Here is a 17,348-nt window from a genome sequence, read left to right as displayed (position 1 = left end):
TGAGACCGCGTTTTGGGAACGATGATTGACGGGCCTTGCGGGTCGCGTCAACCGCCTCGCCGAATTGTGTTGGGCCGAACTCCGGTCGGGGTGCTCGGCCCTACGGCCTGATATCCACCGGCGCTTCGATCTTCACCATGTCGAAATCCGAGACCAGGATGTCGAGGCGCACCGTCCAGCGGCCGGGAACCGGAATGACCAGGTTGTCGACACGCCAGCTGCCGTCGCCGGGCTTGGTCGCCTCCCGCTTCAGCGGCTCGATGCCGGAATCGGGTTTCGACAGGACCAGCGTCACTTCCTTGGCATCGAGCGGCCCGAAATCGCCGCTCATGATGATCATCGAGGCGGCAACCGGTCCGGCATGGCCGGGGGTGATGCTGAGATCGGCCATCGCCTGCAGCGCGTGGACGTGAACCGAGACCGGCCGCGCTGCCGCGATTGCGAGCGCCCTTGGCGGCGGCGTGAAGCGCCAGCCCGCGGCAACGCCGAAGATCGCCAGCACGATCAGAATTTCGACGCCGATCGAACGGGTGAGCCTGCGCTGCACCTCCGTCGATCCCGCCTCGGCCGAGGCGGTGAGCCTCCAGCGGTTGACGGCGGCCAGCGTGAACAGAAAGACCAGCAGCGCGAGCTTGACCAGCAGCAGCCGACCATAGGCGGTGTCGACCAGCGCAACGGGCGTCTGCGCCTGGATCGCCGCCAGTGCGACGCCGGCCACGGCAAGCACGGCCACCACCGGCATGATCAGGCGCGAAAACCGGCGCAGGAAGGGTGCCGCATGTGCGGACGAACCCTTTAGCGCCAGGCCGAGCGGTACCAGGGCGCCGGCCCAGAAAGCAATGCCGATGCCGTGCAGGAACACCAGCGGCCGCGTCAGCCATTGCGGTTCGGCCGCACTGGCATGGCCGCTGGCGGCAAGCGCAACGCCGACACCGGCGAGGCCCGCAAGGGCGAATGGCCTGGCGACCACGCGCGGTCCGGCCAGCGAAAGCAGGCCAAGCCCCAGTGCGATCAGGGCGATCAGCACCGTCCAGCCGAAGCTGGTGCCAAGCCCGGTTCGCCAGATGACCGGCTGCGCCAGGTGGGAGAGCGGCGCCCCGAGCGCATCGAGACCCTGAAAGCCCAGCGAAAGCGGCGCCGCCACCAGCCCGCACAGGACCGCGGCCGTGACGAAGCGCTGACCGGCCCGTGCTTCACCGGCCAGCCAGGCAAGCGCGAAGGCTCCGCCAACACCGAGGAAAAGGCCCGTGTAGAGGAATATCTTGCCGATCCAGATCGCCGACCGCAGCGGCCACTCGACCGCTTCCGACACGACCGGCGGCTCGCTTGGCGCGCCAATCGAAAACAGCAGCGAGCCGCTGACCGGATGGCCGTCGGCGGAAATGACGCGCCAGCTCAGCACATGCGTGCCGGATTTGAGTGCCTGCGGATTGCCGATCTCGACAGTCTGGTCGCTGAGGCGGAAATCGGTCAACGGAACCGGCGTGCCGTCGGGCTTCACCAAGGTCAGCACCAGTGGCGAGACCGGCTCGCTGAAGGTCAGCGAGAACCGCGCCGGAGCCTGCGCCAGCACGGCGCCATCGGCCGGATCGGTCTTGATCAGCGCTGCGTGGGCAAAAGCCTGATTTGTCGAGGCCATGACGATAAGCGCCATGACCGCGGCGAGCAGCCCGCCGGCGGTCCAGCCGACGCGCTTGCCGGTCATTGCGGCCCTTTGAAGTGGAAATATCGCGCTCATGTCACCGCCATCGAACCGGCGGCGCACCTTGCGGACGGAGTGCGCCGCCAGGAGATCATTTCTTCGGCAACAGCTTGATGCCGGGCGCCGGATTCTCCAGCGCGTCTTCATCCTGCCCCGCCGCCGGGATTTCGATCCAGCGGTCGGCGGCGCCGTCGCATTCCTGCACCACCGGGAAGTAGAGTTTCTGGCCGACGGGCAGGTCCGCCGTCAGCGTCGCGCGGAAGACGAACTCGTCGTAGAATTCATCCGGCAGGCTGCCGCCGCTCCAGTCGAGTTCCTTGACCCCATCGGTCACCGCCTGTCCGTAGAGCTGGTAGGACTTTTCGTATTTGCCCTTCTTGGTCTGCAGCGTCCAGCCGGGCTTCGGCATCGGCTTCACCGCGATCACCCCTTCCGGAATCTGCACGCGCACGGCGGTCGTCGCCTTGCCCTCGCAACCATGCGGCACGCGCAGGACCGCCTTGTAGGTCGAGCCGACGGCCGCTTCCTGGGTTTCGAGCGTAATGTGCGCGAAGGCGGCATTCGTCCCCAGCGCCAGAAGTGCGCCGGCCGCCAAGAGATACTTGTTCATGATGGTCCCTCTGATCTCAAATTGTAGAACTGGCAGGATCAATTGGCGCGGTCGTCCATGCCGCCGCCCATGCCCTCGACCGCGAACTCGACGCTGACGGTGCCGGCCTTCTCGAAAGTCAGCGTGGCGGAGAATTTTTCGCCCTGCTTGGGTTGCCGCTTCAGGCCGATGAACATCAGATGATAGCCGCCGGGCGCCAGCGCCACCTTGCCGCCGGCCGGAATCTCCAGGCCGCCGGTAACCGGCCGCATGGTCATGACGCCATCCTTGACGCCCATTTCATGCAGCTCGGCTTTTTCAGAGACGTCGGAGGAAATCGACAGCAGCCGGTCCGATGTGCTGCCCTTGTTGGTGATGGTGAAATAGCCGCCGGCCACCTTGGCGCCGGCCGGCGTGGCGCGCGACCAGGGATGTCCGATCTCGAGGTCGCCGACCTTGAACTCGTGCGCCAGGACGGCCTGGGCGCCCAGGAGCACAAGCCCGAAGGCCAGTGCTGCAATGCCGAATTTTTCACGCAAGCGCGAGACGATGCGGCCGAACATGATGTCCGCCACGATGTGGAGGGAATAAGACATGGTTGCTCCATGAATTGGCGATCGCGCCGATGCCGGCCGCGAACAGTTTGATCTTTGGATGGGTGCGCCCGCGAAAGGTTCCACCGGGCGAACAAGCTCAGGCCGCCGGAGGCGCGCGGGGATTCGACGGCGAGCGCTCGCGGGCGAAGTCGAGATGGATGCTTGCCGGAAAGACGAAGGCGACCGCTTCGAAGGACAGGCCTGCCAACCCCAGGCCAGTATCGAGCGGCGGGGCATGAACGGACGAAAACATGCTGCAGCCAAGCGTGCAGCAGGCCGGCAAATGAGATGGGTGCTGGTCTTCGCCAGGAAGCTGCGTGGCGCCATCATGGGTACAGATGACGTTGCCGAAGGCATCGAGCTGCGCGGTGTTCGGCCCGATGCCGAAGGCGAAGGCGCCGAGCGTCGACTGGAGCAGCAGCAGATAGGCCGCGACAAGCGCGACCGGCATGTTCCACCGTCTCCCCTTCTTGTTCAAACGACTTGCCTGTTTCAAACGACTTGCCTGTTCAAACCATCTGGAGAGATACCTATCACGCCCGCGGAAGGTCGAAAATCGCCAAATCCAGACTGCGGCAACACGGCACGATCAGGATTTTTGCGGCCGGCTTTCGGGGATCGACGTCAGCAATGTCTGGCGCGCCGACTTCAGGTGCTTGCGGCAGGCGGCGTCGACCTTGCCGAGATCGCGCGACTTGAGCGCCTCGATATAGGCAAGATGCTCGCCGACCGCGACTTCATTGCGCTCGCGTTCCTGCGCCTTGTTCCATTGGTAGTGGTAGTGGAAGATCATGGCGATGACGTCGTAGAAATCGACGATGAAGCGGTTGTGCGAGGCACGATGGATGAGCCGGTGGAAGCGCTCATCCAGCTCGGAGAACTCGTTGAAGCGCGTCGCGATCTCGCTTGCCAGGAGACGATGCTCCCCGTCCAATCGATCGAGATCGGCCCAGACCGGACTGTCCTGCGGCAGCGCCGCGAAGGCGGCGGCCGAGCGCATTTCGAACATCTCGCGGATTTCGGTCAGTTCAAGTGCAAAGGCCCGTGTAAAGCCCTTCAGCACCCAATGGCTGTTGCGGCGCTTCTCGATCAGGCCGAAACGGGAGAAGCGGATCAGGAACTCGCGCACGCTGGTGGTGCCGACGCCGATCTCGCGCGCCAGTTCGAGCTCGTTGATCTGCATGCCGGCCTCGGCGCCGCTGGCGAGCAGCCGCCGCATGAAGGACCGCTCGATGATCTCGGCCAGCGTGTCGGTCTCTTCCTCGGGGAAGAAATCATCGGGACGCGGATCGCGCAGCACCGTCTTGGCACGCTTGTTCCAGGCGATCAGCCCGGTTTCTTCCATGCGCGTCAGGATGCTGCGCACGGTCGTGCGGCTGACGCCGAGCAGCGCGCCCAGCTCAGGCTCCGACGGCAGGCTGCGCGTCTCGTCGAGCAGCCGGAGACACCTGTTGTAGGCATCCTTGTAGACGTTATTGCTCTTCGACATCCCCTGACCCAATCATGCCGGCGCTTGCGGCTGCCGGCTTGAAGCGCAATATGACGTTCACATGACCCTGAAAAGCGGAATCGCTTTCGCCAGGGACTCGCCCACCGGTTGCAGCACCACTCATCCAAGGCGGAGCCGCCACGAAAAAACAATTGACGCAAAACTGTTTTTTCCCGATAAAAGACATTAACTCTTAACAGGCGCGTGTCAATCCGCCCGCGCATCCCAGGATCACCCAGGAAACGCTCGTGAACGCCTCAAACACCATTCTTCTGTCCCCCGCCGACAATGTCGCGGTTGCCAATGGCCGCATCGAAATGGGCACCGTGCTGCCAGGCGGCGCGCTTGCCAGCTCCGTCATCGAACCCGGCCACAAGGTCGCGATCAAGCCCATTCCCGCCGGTTCCGCGGTGGTCAAATACGCCCAGGCGATCGGCCGCGCCACGCAGGATATCGCGCCGGGCGAGCATGTCCATTCGCACAATCTGGTATTCGAGGCCGGCCGTCTGCCGGTGGTGCCGCCGAGCGAGGCCGAACACGCGACCGAAGCCGATCGCGCCCGCACCTTCATGGGCTATCGGCGCGCCGACGGCCGTGCCGGCACGCGCAACTTCATCGGCATCATCGCCAGCGTCAATTGCTCGGCCACCGTCTGCCATTCCATCGCCGACACCGCCAACCGCACCTTGCTGCCGAAATATCCCGGCATCGACGGCTTCGTGCCCATCGTCCACGGCCAGGGCTGCGGCATGAGCGGCACCGGCGACGGCATGATGGTGCTGCACCGCACGCTTGCCGGCTATGCCCGACATCCCAATTTCGGCGGCGTGCTGATGGTTGGCCTCGGCTGCGAGGTCAACCAGCTCACCCTCTACGGCCAGAAGGGTGCGGCCGCGGGAAAGCGCCATTTCAACATCCAGGACGCCGGCGGGTCGCGCAAATCGGTCGAAAAGGCGATGGGCGTGCTGGCCGAGATCGCCGAGGAGGTCGGCCAACTGAAGCGTGAGCCGATCCCGGTCAGCGAGATCGTCGTCGGCCTGCAATGCGGCGGCTCCGACGGCATGTCGGGCATCACCGCCAATCCGGCACTGGGTGCGGCCGTCGACATATTGGCCGGCGTCGGCGGGATCGGCATCCTGTCCGAGACCACGGAAATCTATGGCGCCGAGCATCTGCTCGCCTATCGCGCCGCGACCCCCGAGATCGCCAAGAAGCTCGACGGCTATGTGAAGTGGTGGGAAGACCACGTCGCCAAGCATGGCGCCTCGATCGACAACAACCCCTCGCCCGGCAACAAGCGCGGCGGCCTCACCACCATCCTGGAAAAGTCGCTGGGCGCGGTCGCCAAGGGCGGCCAGACGCCGCTCAACGGTGTCTTCGGCTATGCCGAGAAGGTCATCGGCAACGGACTGGTGTTCATGGACACGCCCGGTTACGATCCGGTCTCGGCCACCGGCCAGGTCGCGGGTGGCGCCAATGTCATCGTCTTCACCACTGGCCGCGGTTCCTGCTTCGGCTGCCGGCCGACACCATCGATCAAGGTCGCCACCAACTCGACCATGTATCACCAGATGGAAGAGGACATGGACGTCAATTGCGGCGTCATCGCTTCGGGAGAAAAGACCATCGCCGGCATGGGCCGCGAAATCTTCGAACTGATCGTCGAGACGGCTTCGGGCCGCAAGACGAAGAGCGAGGATTTTGGCTATGGCGACAACGAATTCGTGCCCTGGCATCTCGGCGCGACGCTCTAACGTCGACTGAATATCTGGTAGACTTGCCGGGCCGGACAACGGCCGGCAACGGGGAGGTTGTGCATGGAAAAACGCCGCATCGGCCAGACAGCGCTGGAGGTCACCGAGGTCAGCTTCGGCGGCGCGGCGATCGGCGGCCTTTACCGCGCCTGTTCGCGCGAGGCGGCAATGGAGACGCTGCAAGGCGCCTGGGAAGCGGGCTTGCGCTATTTCGACACCGCGCCCTTCTATGGTTTCGGCCTGTCGGAGCGGCGCTTCGGCGATTTCCTGCGCTACAAGCCGCGCGATTCCTACGTGCTGTCCACCAAGGTCGGCCGCCTGTTCCGCCCGGTGCCCGAGGACCAGGTTCCCGACCATTCCTATGTCGATCCGCTGCCCTTCGCGCTCGACTACGACTATTCCTATGACGGCATCATGCGGTCGATCGACTTCAGCTATGCCCGGCTTGGCCTGAACAAGATCGACATCCTCTACGTGCACGACATCGGCACCTACACGCACGGCGTCGAGAAGACCAAACTGCACCTTCGCCAGCTGATGGACGGTGGGCTGAAGGCGCTCGAGGAGCTGAAGCGGTCGGGCACGATTTCCGCCTACGGGCTCGGCGTCAACGAGGTCCAGATCTGCCTCGACGTGATGCGCCGGGCGCCGCTCGACTGCATCCTGCTCGCCAGCCGCTATTCGCTGCTCGATCGCAGCGCGGAAGCCGAACTGCTGCCCTTGTGCAGGGCGCAGCAGACATCCCTGGTCATCGGCGGCGTGTTCAACTCCGGCATATTGGCGACCGGACCCGTACAAGGCGCGCATTTCGACTACCGGCCCGCCAACCGCGATATGCTCGACCGTGTCGACGCCATGGAGAAGATCGCCAGCGAAGGCGGCTACCCGCTGGCCGCCGCCGCATTCCAGTTTCCCCTGCATGAGCCGGCGGTCGCTACCGTGCTGACCGGCACCGCCAAGCTAGCGAACCTGACACGAAACCTCGAACTGCTCGACATCGACGTGCCGGGGACGGAATACGCCAAATATCGTCCCTACACGGTGGTCCAGGATCTGACGTGAAGCCGGTATGCCGTCAATGGCGGGCCCCGGCTTCACAAATCCGCGACCTCGTAGGAAGAATGAATATTCCATATTGACTGACACATGGAATTAATATTCCATGTATTTCCAGAACGGAACGGGAGCTTCTGACTGCATTTGGGGAGGAGCGGCGTATGAATGTGTCTTCGCCCGAGATCGGGCGCGAAACACCGCTTGCATCCGCCGGGTCGATGCACTATCAAAACAGCGTAAATGTTTTTTATTGATAAAGTTCTGTTTGGGTCACGCCTATCCGAACGGAGCTTCCGTAACGTTCACCGGGCGACTTAGGGAGGATCCTATGAAATTCGTGACCAGCATTCTCAACCGCCGCGCCGTCATGGCGCTGGCCGCGGCGTCCATGCTCGCCGGCGTCATGCATTCGGCGCCGGTTTCGGCGGCGGACGTGATCATTCCGATCATCGTCAAGGACACCACGTCCTTCTACTGGCAGATCGTGCTTGCCGGCGCCCGCAAGGCCGGCAAGGATCTCGGCGTCAACGTGCCGGAACTCGGCGCCCAGGCTGAAACCGACGTCAACGGCCAGATCTCGATCCTCGAGAACGCCGTCGCCGGCAGCCCGGCCGCGGTCGTCATCGCGCCGACCGAAGCCAAGGCGCTCGGCAAGCCGATCGACGAGGCGGCGAGCAAGGTCAAGATCATCGGCATCGACTCCAGCGCCGACTCCAAGGCCTTCACCTCGTTCCTGACCACCGACAACGTCCAGGGCGGCCGCGTTGCAGCGGACGGTCTTGCGGCGGCCATCGGCGCGGCCAATGGCGGCAAGGTCGAAGGCAAGGTTGCCTTGATCACCGCACTGCCCGGCGCCGGCTCGCTCGAGCAGCGCGCCCAGGGCTTCAAGGAACAGCTCAAGGCCAAGTATCCCGGCCTTGAACTGGTCGCCGACAAATATGCCGACGGCCAGGCCACGACCGGCCTCAACATCGCGACCGACCTGATCACCGCCAATCCAGACCTGAAGGGCATCTTCGCGTCCAACCTGATCATGGCGCAGGGCGTCGGCCAGGCGATCGCCGAGAACAACCTTGCCGGCAAGGTCGGGCTGATCGGCTTCGACAGCGACGAGAAGCTGATCAAGTTCTTGAACGACGGCGTCATTTCCGGCCTCGTTGTCCAGGATCCGTACCGGATGGGCTATGATGGCATCAAGACCGCGCTCGCCGCCTCGAAGGGCGAAAAGGTCGAGGCCAATGTCGACACCGGCGCCAACCTCGTCACCAAGGCCAACATGAAGGATCCCAAGATCGACGCGCTGCTCAATCCGAAGCTCTAGCATCGGTACAGCCGCACAGTTTCCGGGGCCTGGTGCCCCGGAAACGACAGTCATATCGCTTGGAAATCCGTCAACCTGGGCTAGGCTGCCCCAGCGGGCGTTCAAGAGCCTCGCGGCGTGCCAAATCGTGAGGCCGGTCTGGGAAGCCAGTCTGGGAGGCCCATTTGGGAGGCCCATTTTGGGAGGATTGTCATGACATCGACGGCGCAAGACCTGCACCCCGCCCCCGTTCTGGAGCCCGGCAGGACGATCCTGGAACTACAGGGGCTGGAGAAGAAATATCCTGGCACCCATGCGCTGAAGCCGGTGACCCTCGCCTTCAAGGCGGGTGAGATCCACGCCATCGTCGGCGAGAATGGTGCCGGCAAGTCCACCCTGATCAAGCTTCTGACCGGCGTCATGCCGCGCACCTCGGGCGAGGTCATCTGGGAAGGCAAACCGGCAGCACTCGCGACCCCCCATGAGGCGATGGCGCTCGGCATCAATGCCGTCCACCAGGAAGTCGTGCTCTGCCGCCACCTGACCGTCGCCGCCAACATGTTCCTCGGCGAGGAGAATTCGCGCTTCGGCATCCTGCAGCAGCGCGCCATGGTCAAGGAAGCACAGAAGATCATCGACGATCTCGGCTTCGACCTGCCGGCGCATGTCGTGCTCGGCGACCTCACCATCGGCCAGCAGCAACTGATCGCCGCCGCCCGCGCCACCGTGCGCGGCACCAAATTCCTCATCTTCGACGAGCCGACCGCCTACCTGACCCGCAAGGAGGCCGACCAGCTCTTCACCCTGATCCGCAGGCTGAAATCCGAAGGCGTGACCATCATCTACATCAGCCACCGCATGGAGGAAGTGTTCGAACTCGCCGATCGCGTCTCCGTGCTGCGCGATGGCACGCTGGTCGGCACCAGGAACATCGCCGAGACCGACGACGCCGAACTGGTCAAGCTGATGATCAACCGCTCGATCGAGCAGATCTACCATAAGGAGCATTTCACCCCGGGTGCCGCGATCGTCGAGGCACGCAACCTGTCCGGCAAGGGGTTTGAAAATATCTCGATGACGGTTCGCGCCGGCGAGATCGTCGGACTCTACGGCCTGATCGGCGCCGGCCGCAGCGAATTCGTCACCACCCTCTACGGCCGCCATCGCAAATCGGCCGGCCATATCCTGTGGGAAGGCAAGGACGTTCTGGTCAATTCCGAGCACGACGCGATCAGGCTCGGCATGGCGCTAGCGCCTGAAAGCCGCCGCGACCAGGGCCTCTGTCTCAATCTGCCGGTCGGCTTCAATCTCAACCTGCCGATCTACAAGCGCATCTCGAACAATCTGCTGATCTCCGGCGTGCAGGAAAAAACCCAGGCCGACCGCCAGATCGCCGATCTCAGGATCAAGACCCCGACGCGCAATGCACTGGCCTCCAGCCTGTCGGGCGGCAACCAGCAGAAGATCGTCATCGGCAAATGGCTGGCGCATGGCGCCAAGCTGTTCATCTTCGACGAGCCGACGGTCGGCGTCGATGTTGGCACCAAGGCCGAGATCTATCGCCTGTTCAGCGCGCTCTTGTCGAAGGGTGCCGGCATTATCCTGATCTCCTCCTATCTGCCGGAAGTCTATGAGCTTGCCGACACGCTGCATGTGTTCCGCCGCGGCAAATTGGTGGCGACACACGGGTTCCGCACCGCCGATCACGAGGAAATTCTCACTCAGGCGCTCGCCGAGAAACAAGAAAAGCTGGGAGGACAGATATGAGCACCGAGGCGATTCCTGCTGAAAAACCGAAGCGCAACTACAACGCCTTATTCGGACTGACGCTGCTGGCGCTACTGGTGCTGCTGTGGGTCATCCTGTCACTATCGACATCGAGCTTCGCCTCTGCGAACAACATCTCGAACCTCCTGCGCCAGGGCTCGATGATCGCCATCCTGGCTGTCGGCCAGACCTTCGTCATCATCACCGGAGGCATCGACCTCTCCGTCGGCGCCGTGGTCGGCTTCGCCACCGTCATTGCGGCGATGCTGATCAATGCCGGCATACCAGTGTTCCTCGCCATCCTGATCACGCTGCTGGTGGGCGTCGCCATCGGCCTGTTCCATGGTTTTGGCATCGTCAAGATGGGACTGCCGCCCTTCATCATCACGCTGGCTACGCTGACATCCTTGCGCGGCATCGGCCTGCTGATGACCAACGGCAACTCGATCTCGATCAACAACGATGCCTTCCAGGTATTCTCGCGCAACTCCTTCCTCGGTGTCCCCAATCTGTTCTGGATGGTCATCCTGGTCGGCATTCCCGCCTATGTCTTCCTGCATCACAGCCGCTGGGGACGTTACCTCTTCTCGGTCGGCTCCAACGCCGAAGCCTCGCGCCTGTCAGGCGTCAACGTCCAGCGCACTATCTACATGGCCTACACGCTGTCGGGTCTGTGCGCTGCCTTCGTCGGCGTGCTGTTGGCCTCGCGCATCGGCATCGGCAATCCGACCCAGGCCGAGGGCTGGGAACTGCAGGCGATCGCGTCCTCGGTGATCGGCGGCACCTCGCTGTTCGGCGCGGTCGGCTCGGTGCATGGCCCGCTGCTCGGCGCCTTCATTCTCGCCACCATCAACAACGGCGCAAACCTCTTGAACGTCAACGCCTTCTGGCAACGCATCATCACCGGCGTTCTGATCATCGTCATCGTCTATTTCGACGGCTTGCGCCGCCGCGGTGGCAAATGACCCGCCACTGAAATCGGTCGCCGGCGCGCATCAAAGATGGGCCGGCGACTTCATGACAAACTGGATTAAAGCATGAAAGCCGTCGTCTGCCGCTCGCCCGGCGAGCTTGTCCTGGAAGATCGCCCGGCGCCAGGAGCACCCCCAGCCGGCTGGGCGCTTGTCGCTGTCAGCCATGTCGGCATCTGCGGCACCGATTATCACATCTTCGAAGGCAAGCACCCGTTCCTCGCCTATCCCCGCATCATGGGCCACGAAGTGTCGGGAACGATCGTCGAGGCCGGCGAAGGCGTCGACTTGGCCCTTGGTGAGCCGGTCGTCATCAATCCCTACCTGTCCTGCGGCAAATGCATCGCCTGCCGGCACGGCAAGCCGAATTGCTGCGTCAGGATCGAGGTGCTCGGCGTCCATCGCGACGGCGCCATGTGCGAAAACATTCTTGTCCCGGCCCAAAATCTTTACCCGGCGAACGGCCTGTCGCTGGCGGATGCCGCCGCCGTCGAATTCCTCGCCATCGGTGCGCATGCCGTGCGGCGCTCACGCGCCGATCCCGGCGCCCGCACGCTGGTCATCGGCGCCGGCCCGATCGGCCTCGGCACCGCCATCTTTGCCCGCATCGCCGGGCTCGACGTGACGCTGCTCGACATGAGCAGCGAGAGACTTGCCTTCGCCGCAACCGAACTCGGCTACAAGACTCTCGACGGCTCGCGCGGCGCAGCGCCCGATCTGGTCAGGGACGCGACATCAGGCGAAGGTTTCGACGTGGTCTTCGACGCCACCGGCAACACCCGGTCGGTGCAGTCGGCCTTCGCCCATGTCGCCCATGGCGGCACATTGGTGCTGGTTAGCGTCGTCAAGGACGACATCGTCTTTTCCGATCCGGAATTCCACAAGCGCGAGATGACGCTGGTCGGCAGCCGCAATGCCTTGCGCGCTGACTTCGACCATGTCGCTGCCTCGATCCGCAACGGTGCGGTGCCGCTGGCCAAGCTCGTCACCCACCGCACAACGCTTGACGGTACGCCGCGCGATCTCGCCCGCTGGGCGCATGAGAAATCCGGCCTGATCAAGGCCGTGATCGAGGTGGGGTCATAACATGGCAGACGCCGGACCCGGCCCGAATTGACGACGCTCCGCGCAACGTCGACCCCACTCCGTCTCGGCTTCGCCGAGACGGAGTGGGGAAGGCGGTCCTCAAATGCGCCGCCGCTGACAAGTGAACGCGACCGAGTTGGGCTGATGTCAGCGTGAGCCAGATGATCACGGTCTCGTATAACGCCGGCACTTCCTACAGCGCCGACAGTTTAAGCTCCACCCGCTCGGCCGAGAAACGCGTCTCGGAAAACTGGATCGGCTGGCCGTCAGGCGTAACGTTGACGGCGACCGTGACCAGCACGATGGCACCCGGCTGCAGGCCGAGATCGGCAAGGTCGCCCGCATCGGCGTGGCGCGCCGACAGCACGGTCGATTGCCGGAGATAATCGTCGATGCCGAAATGCATCAGCGACGCGGTGATCGAGCCGGTTTGCGCCATGGCCTTGTCGATGCCGGCAAAGCGCCTGGCATCGAACCAGCTGGCCGCGCGCGACACCGGCCGGCCATCCGCTTCGCCGCGCGTCTCCAGCCTTATCACCTCGGCACCCCTGGCCAGGCCAAGACCCTCGGCGACGCGCTGGCTGGCCGGCTCGACCGAGGAAGCCAGCAGCACGGTGTGCCGCTCCGACGTCTGCCCTTGCAGGCCTGTCGAGAAGCGGGTGCGCGCGCCGATCGGATAGGACAGCCGCTTGCGCGACAGCACGAAAGTGCCGCGTCCCTGCTCGGCCCGCAGAACCCCTTCCTGGACGAGGGCTGATATGGCGCTGCGCACTGTGTGGCGGTTGACGCCATAGCGCTCGGCCAGCGCCACCTCCGGCGGCAGAGCCGTATTCTCGGCGAAATCGCCGATGGCGATCGCGTGCAGGATCTTGTCGGCGATCTGCCGCCACAGCGAAACGCCGCTGCGCCGCTCGATGCCGTCAGCCGCCATCTGCCCAATCATGACTTGCCCCACCCAGCTTCTGTCGCCCCAGCCTTCATGACTTGTCACGCACCCGTCATGGACTCGCGTTAGGTAATATGTATAATTTGTATAGTTGTCTATATCAATAGACAAATTTAGCAAAGAGGAATGCTGCTGATGCGAGGACAAGAAGCCCGGGACCAGGCGGGGCGCAAAGCCGCCATGGCAACGCTGGCGCAATCCAGCGGTGATGACATCGTCCGGCTCTGGAACGAGGCCGGGCTGCCTTCGGAGGCTGAATTGCTGCGTGGCCCCGAGACCGGGCTGGTGACGTTGCGCGGCCGGATCGGCGGTGGCGGCGCGCCCTTCAATGTCGGTGAGGCAACGGTCACCCGTGCCACCGTCCGCCTGCCGTCGGGACAGGTTGGCCATTGCTATGCGCTTGGCCGCGACAAGCAGAAGGCCAAGCTGGCGGCAATAGCCGACGCGCTGTGGCAGGACCCTGCCCGCCGCGCCGAGGTCGAGGCCCGCCTGATTGCGCCTCTTCAATCCGCCTTGGCCACCGCCCAGGAGAAACGCCGCGCCGAGACGGCGGCAACAAAGGTGGACTTCTTCACCATGGTTCGCGGAGAAGATTGATGGAGATCGCAGCGCAATCGATCGAAGGCGGTTTCGCCGATCCGGTCTTCAACGCCCAGGCGGTGTTCCGCGCGATCATGGACGCCATGGCGCGGCCGGGCAGCGTGCAGCCTTTGCCCGCCCTGGCCCGTCCGCCGGCACCGCTCTTGGCAACAGCCGGCGCCATCGCGCTGGCGCTCTGCGATAACGACACGCCGCTCTGGCTCGATCCCGCCCTGCACGCCTCCGCCGCGATCGGCTCCTGGCTCGGCTTCCACACCGGCGCGCCGCTGGCCAACACGCCAGCCGATGCGCATTTCGCCTTCATCGCCACGCCCGCCGAGATGATGGCGATCGACGGCTTTTCGCAGGGAACGCAGGACTATCCCGACCGCTCGACCACCCTGATCCTGCAGGTGGCCGATCTTGCTTCAGGCACCCCGCTGTTGCTTGAGGGCCCCGGGATCGAAACCAGCGCGACGATCGCACCGGCGCAGATGCCGCGCCATTTTGTCGAGCAGTGGAAGCAAAACAATCAGCGCTTTCCGCGCGGCGTCGACATCATCCTCGCCACATCGGAAGGCCTGGCCTGCCTGCCGCGCACGACGCGCATCAAGACGATGGAGGCCTAGGATGTATGTCGCGGTAAAAGGCGGCGAGGCCGCAATTGCCAATGCCCACAGCTTGCTTGCGGATCGTCGGCGCGGCGACCGTTCGGTGCCCGCGCTTCGCCTAGACCAGATCGTCGAGCAGTTGGCGCTCGGCGTCGACCGGGTGATGAGCGAGGGTTCGCTCTACGACCGCGAACTCGCCGCGCTCGCCATCGTCCAGGCGCGCGGCGACATGATCGAGGCGATCTTCCTGGTGCGCGCCTATCGCACCACACTGCCGCGCTTCGGCTACTCGAAGCCGATCGACACCGGCGCCATGCGGGTCGAGCGGCGCGTGTCGGCAACCTACAAGGACCTGCCCGGCGGCCAGCTTCTCGGTCCGACCTTCGACTATACCCACCGGCTGCTCGATCCCGAGCTTGCCACCGGCGCCGAGGTCGCTGCGCCCTTGCAGCGCGAAACGGAAGCGCAGGCGATGCCGCGCGTCTCGGCGATCCTCGCCCGCGAAGGGCTGATCGAGCCGGATGGTGAGATGCCGCAGGATCATGTTCCCGGGGACATCACCCGTGAGCCGCTGGAATTCCCGATGGCGCGCGACATCCGCCTACAGGCACTGTCCCGCGGCGATGAGGGCTTCCTGCTGGCGCTCGGCTATTCCACCCAGCGCGGCTATGCCCGCAACCACCCCTTTGTCGGCGAAATCCGCATCGGCGAGGTCGAGCTGGAGCTCGACGTGCCCGAACTGCCCTTCGCGGTGCCGCTCGGCTGCGTGCGCGTCACCGAATGCCAGATGGTCAACCAGTTCAAGGGCTCGGCCAAGGCTCCGCCGCAATTCACCCGCGGCTACGGTCTGGTCTTCGGCCAGAGCGAGCGCAAGGCGATGGCGATGGCGCTCTGCGACCGCGCGCTGCGCGCCTCGGAACTGGGCGAGGACGTCGTTGCCGCCGCCCAGGACGAGGAGTTCGTCATTTCGCATTCAGACAATGTCCAGGCGACCGGCTTCGTCGAGCATCTGAAGCTGCCGCACTATGTCGACTTCCAGGCCGAACTCGACCTCGTGCGCCGTATGCGCGCCGAGTATGAGGCACGCGAAAATCCGATGGCGAAGGACGAGAAGAAGGAGGCGGCGGAATGACGACGCAATCGACCGACATCGCCACCTACAACTTCGCCTATCTCGACGAACAGACCAAAAGGATGATCCGCCGGGCGATCCTCAAGGGCATCGCCATTCCCGGCTACCAGGTACCCTTCGCCTCGCGCGAAATGCCGATGCCCTATGGCTGGGGCACAGGGGGCGTCCAGGTCACCGCCTCGATCATTGGCCCCGACGATGTCCTGAAGGTGATCGACCAGGGCGCCGACGACACCACCAACGCCGTCTCGATCCGCGCCTTCTTCAAGAAGGTCGCCAATGTCGCCGTCACGACCGATACCGCCAGCGCCACCATCATCCAGACCCGCCACCGCATCCCCGAGCATCCACTGACGGCGGGCCAGGTGCTGGTCTATCAGGTGCCGATCCCCGAACCGCTGCGCTTCCTCGAACCGCGCGAGACTGAAACGCGCAAGATGCATGCGCTGGAGGAATACGGGCTCATGCATGTGAAGCTCTACGAGGACATCGCCAAGCACGGCCGCATCGCCACCACCTATGCCTATCCGGTCAAGGTCGAGGGCCGCTATGTGATGGACCCCTCGCCGACGCCAAAATTCGACAATCCCAAGATGCACCGCTCGCCGGCGCTGCAACTGTTCGGCGCCGGCCGCGAGAAGCGCATCTACGCGGTGCCGCCGTTCACCGAGGTCGTCAGCCTGGACTTCGAGGATCATCCGTTCGAAGTCCAGACCTTCGACCAGCCCTGCGCGCTGTGCGCGGCCGAGAATGTCTATCTCGACGAGGTCATTCTCGACGACCATGGCGGCCACATGTTCGTCTGCTCCGACACCGATTATTGCGAGAAGCGGCGGGCCGACGGCCATCGCGGCCACCTTGCTCCGGAAACCCATTCCGTCTCGGAAAAAATGGAGCCAGCGCAATGACCGACGAACCACTGCTGCGCGTCTCGGCGCTCTCCAAATTCTACGGCTCACGCGTCGGCTGCGACAATGTTTCGTTCGAACTCTGGCCGGGCGAGGTCCTGGCTGTGGTCGGCGAATCCGGCTCCGGCAAGACGACGCTGCTCAACTGCCTGTCGACGCGGCTGCTGCCCTCGTCCGGCACCGCCAGCTACCGCATGCGCGACGGCCAGTTCCGCGAGCTCTACCGCATGAGCGAGGCCGAGCGCCGCTTCCTGATGCGCACCGACTGGGGCTTCGTCCATCAGAACCCGGCCGACGGCCTGCGCATGACGGTGTCTGCCGGCGCCAATGTCGGCGAACGATTGATGGCGGTCGGCGACCGCCACTATGGCAAGATCCGCGCCACCGCCGTCGACTGGTTGTCGCGCGTCGAGATCGAGCAAGACCGCATCGACGACGAGCCGCGCGCTTTCTCCGGCGGCATGCGCCAGCGCCTGCAGATCGCCCGCAATCTCGTCACGGGACCACGGCTGGTGTTCATGGACGAGCCAACCGGCGGCCTCGATGTTTCGGTCCAGGCCCGCCTGCTAGACCTCCTGCGTGGGCTGGTCACCGATCTCGGTCTCGCGGCCATCGTCGTCACCCACGACCTCGCCGTGGCGCGCCTCCTGTCGCAGCGCATGATGGTGATGAAGGACGGCCGCGTCGTCGAAAGCGGCCTCACCGACCGCGTGCTCGACGATCCGCGCGCGCCCTACACCCAGTTGCTCGTTTCCTCGATTTTGCAGGTGTGACGATGGCGCCAAGGCACCCCCCTCTGGCCTGCCGGCCATCTCCCCCTCAAGGGGGGAGATTGGCTGTCACTTCCGTTTTCGCCAATTTT

General features: G+C 64.3%; 17 protein-coding genes. 11 read left to right on the top strand and 6 right to left on the bottom strand.

Features of this window, described 5'->3' with window-relative positions:
- Nucleotides 1–100: 100 nt before the first annotated feature.
- The 5 genes from AC0NIH_RS08410 to AC0NIH_RS08390 form a co-directional block, all read right to left on the bottom strand.
- Nucleotides 101–1,738 (bottom strand): copper resistance CopC/CopD family protein, encoded by a 1,638-nt coding sequence (locus tag AC0NIH_RS08410; protein ID WP_473463771.1) that lies wholly within the window; start codon nucleotides 1,736–1,738, stop codon nucleotides 101–103.
- A 55-nt stretch (nucleotides 1,739–1,793) separates the two neighbouring features.
- Nucleotides 1,794–2,312 carry a YcnI family copper-binding membrane protein gene (locus AC0NIH_RS08405; protein ID WP_473463769.1) on the bottom strand — a complete coding sequence of 173 codons (519 nt, stop codon included), beginning with the start codon at nucleotides 2,310–2,312 and terminating at the stop codon, nucleotides 1,794–1,796.
- A 38-nt stretch (nucleotides 2,313–2,350) separates the two neighbouring features.
- Entirely contained in the window at nucleotides 2,351–2,887 is a 537-nt protein-coding gene (locus AC0NIH_RS08400) for a copper chaperone PCu(A)C (protein ID WP_473463765.1), read from the bottom strand.
- A 97-nt stretch (nucleotides 2,888–2,984) separates the two neighbouring features.
- The gene (locus tag AC0NIH_RS08395) at nucleotides 2,985–3,338 is read right to left on the bottom strand and encodes a DUF2946 family protein (RefSeq protein ID WP_473463763.1); all 354 of its coding nucleotides are present in this window, start codon (nucleotides 3,336–3,338) and stop codon (nucleotides 2,985–2,987) included.
- Between the two features lie 138 nt (nucleotides 3,339–3,476).
- On the bottom strand, nucleotides 3,477–4,376 hold the full coding sequence (locus tag AC0NIH_RS08390) for a GntR family transcriptional regulator (RefSeq protein ID WP_023779223.1): 900 nt from the start codon (nucleotides 4,374–4,376) through the stop codon (nucleotides 3,477–3,479).
- Between the two features lie 248 nt (nucleotides 4,377–4,624).
- Here AC0NIH_RS08390 and AC0NIH_RS08385 point away from each other — a divergent pair, with 248 nt between their 5' ends.
- The 6 genes from AC0NIH_RS08385 (at nucleotide 4,625) to AC0NIH_RS08360 (ending at nucleotide 12,310) form a co-directional block, all read left to right on the top strand.
- Nucleotides 4,625–6,130 (top strand): UxaA family hydrolase, encoded by a 1,506-nt coding sequence (locus AC0NIH_RS08385; protein ID WP_473463760.1) that lies wholly within the window; start codon nucleotides 4,625–4,627, stop codon nucleotides 6,128–6,130.
- 63 nt (nucleotides 6,131–6,193) lie between these two features.
- Nucleotides 6,194–7,192, top strand: coding sequence for an aldo/keto reductase (locus AC0NIH_RS08380; RefSeq protein WP_473463758.1), 999 nt, complete (start codon nucleotides 6,194–6,196; stop codon nucleotides 7,190–7,192).
- 322 nt (nucleotides 7,193–7,514) lie between these two features.
- The gene (locus AC0NIH_RS08375; RefSeq protein ID WP_473463756.1) at nucleotides 7,515–8,507 is read left to right on the top strand and encodes a substrate-binding domain-containing protein; all 993 of its coding nucleotides are present in this window, start codon (nucleotides 7,515–7,517) and stop codon (nucleotides 8,505–8,507) included.
- A 192-nt stretch (nucleotides 8,508–8,699) separates the two neighbouring features.
- Nucleotides 8,700–10,253 (top strand): sugar ABC transporter ATP-binding protein, encoded by a 1,554-nt coding sequence (locus AC0NIH_RS08370; RefSeq protein ID WP_473463754.1) that lies wholly within the window; start codon nucleotides 8,700–8,702, stop codon nucleotides 10,251–10,253.
- Nucleotides 10,250–11,218, top strand: coding sequence for an ABC transporter permease (locus AC0NIH_RS08365; RefSeq protein ID WP_013892935.1), 969 nt, complete (start codon nucleotides 10,250–10,252; stop codon nucleotides 11,216–11,218). The genes AC0NIH_RS08370 and AC0NIH_RS08365 overlap by 4 nt, the downstream gene beginning before the upstream one ends.
- 72 nt (nucleotides 11,219–11,290) lie before the next feature.
- The gene (locus AC0NIH_RS08360; RefSeq protein WP_352714633.1) at nucleotides 11,291–12,310 is read left to right on the top strand and encodes a zinc-binding alcohol dehydrogenase family protein; all 1,020 of its coding nucleotides are present in this window, start codon (nucleotides 11,291–11,293) and stop codon (nucleotides 12,308–12,310) included.
- Between the two features lie 193 nt (nucleotides 12,311–12,503).
- Here the strand turns inward: AC0NIH_RS08360 and phnF are convergent, their stop codons facing one another.
- The gene (phnF, locus tag AC0NIH_RS08355) at nucleotides 12,504–13,253 is read right to left on the bottom strand and encodes a phosphonate metabolism transcriptional regulator PhnF (RefSeq protein WP_352715560.1); all 750 of its coding nucleotides are present in this window, start codon (nucleotides 13,251–13,253) and stop codon (nucleotides 12,504–12,506) included.
- 138 nt (nucleotides 13,254–13,391) lie between these two features.
- Here phnF and phnG point away from each other — a divergent pair, with 138 nt between their 5' ends.
- From phnG to phnK, 5 genes are read left to right on the top strand one after another with little or no spacing between them, the layout of a single operon-like run.
- Nucleotides 13,392–13,853 (top strand): phosphonate C-P lyase system protein PhnG, encoded by a 462-nt coding sequence (gene phnG / locus AC0NIH_RS08350; RefSeq protein ID WP_352715557.1) that lies wholly within the window; start codon nucleotides 13,392–13,394, stop codon nucleotides 13,851–13,853.
- Nucleotides 13,853–14,464 (top strand): phosphonate C-P lyase system protein PhnH, encoded by a 612-nt coding sequence (gene phnH / locus AC0NIH_RS08345; RefSeq protein WP_473463751.1) that lies wholly within the window; start codon nucleotides 13,853–13,855, stop codon nucleotides 14,462–14,464. The genes phnG and phnH overlap by 1 nt, the downstream gene beginning before the upstream one ends.
- A 1-nt stretch (nucleotide 14,465) precedes the next feature.
- The gene (locus tag AC0NIH_RS08340) at nucleotides 14,466–15,578 is read left to right on the top strand and encodes a carbon-phosphorus lyase complex subunit (RefSeq protein ID WP_473463749.1); all 1,113 of its coding nucleotides are present in this window, start codon (nucleotides 14,466–14,468) and stop codon (nucleotides 15,576–15,578) included.
- A complete protein-coding gene (locus AC0NIH_RS08335; RefSeq protein WP_023763984.1) occupies nucleotides 15,575–16,486 on the top strand; it encodes an alpha-D-ribose 1-methylphosphonate 5-phosphate C-P-lyase PhnJ in 912 nt (303 codons plus the stop codon). Before AC0NIH_RS08340 ends, AC0NIH_RS08335 begins: the two co-directional genes overlap by 4 nt.
- The gene (gene phnK / locus AC0NIH_RS08330) at nucleotides 16,483–17,259 is read left to right on the top strand and encodes a phosphonate C-P lyase system protein PhnK (protein ID WP_027060275.1); all 777 of its coding nucleotides are present in this window, start codon (nucleotides 16,483–16,485) and stop codon (nucleotides 17,257–17,259) included. The genes AC0NIH_RS08335 and phnK overlap by 4 nt, the downstream gene beginning before the upstream one ends.
- The last annotated feature ends 89 nt before the right edge of the window (nucleotides 17,260–17,348 follow it).

Source organism: Mesorhizobium sp. WSM1386 (assembly GCF_055901595.1).
The sequence above is the reverse complement of the archived record's forward strand: the minus strand, read 5'-3'. Positions and strand labels throughout refer to the sequence as shown.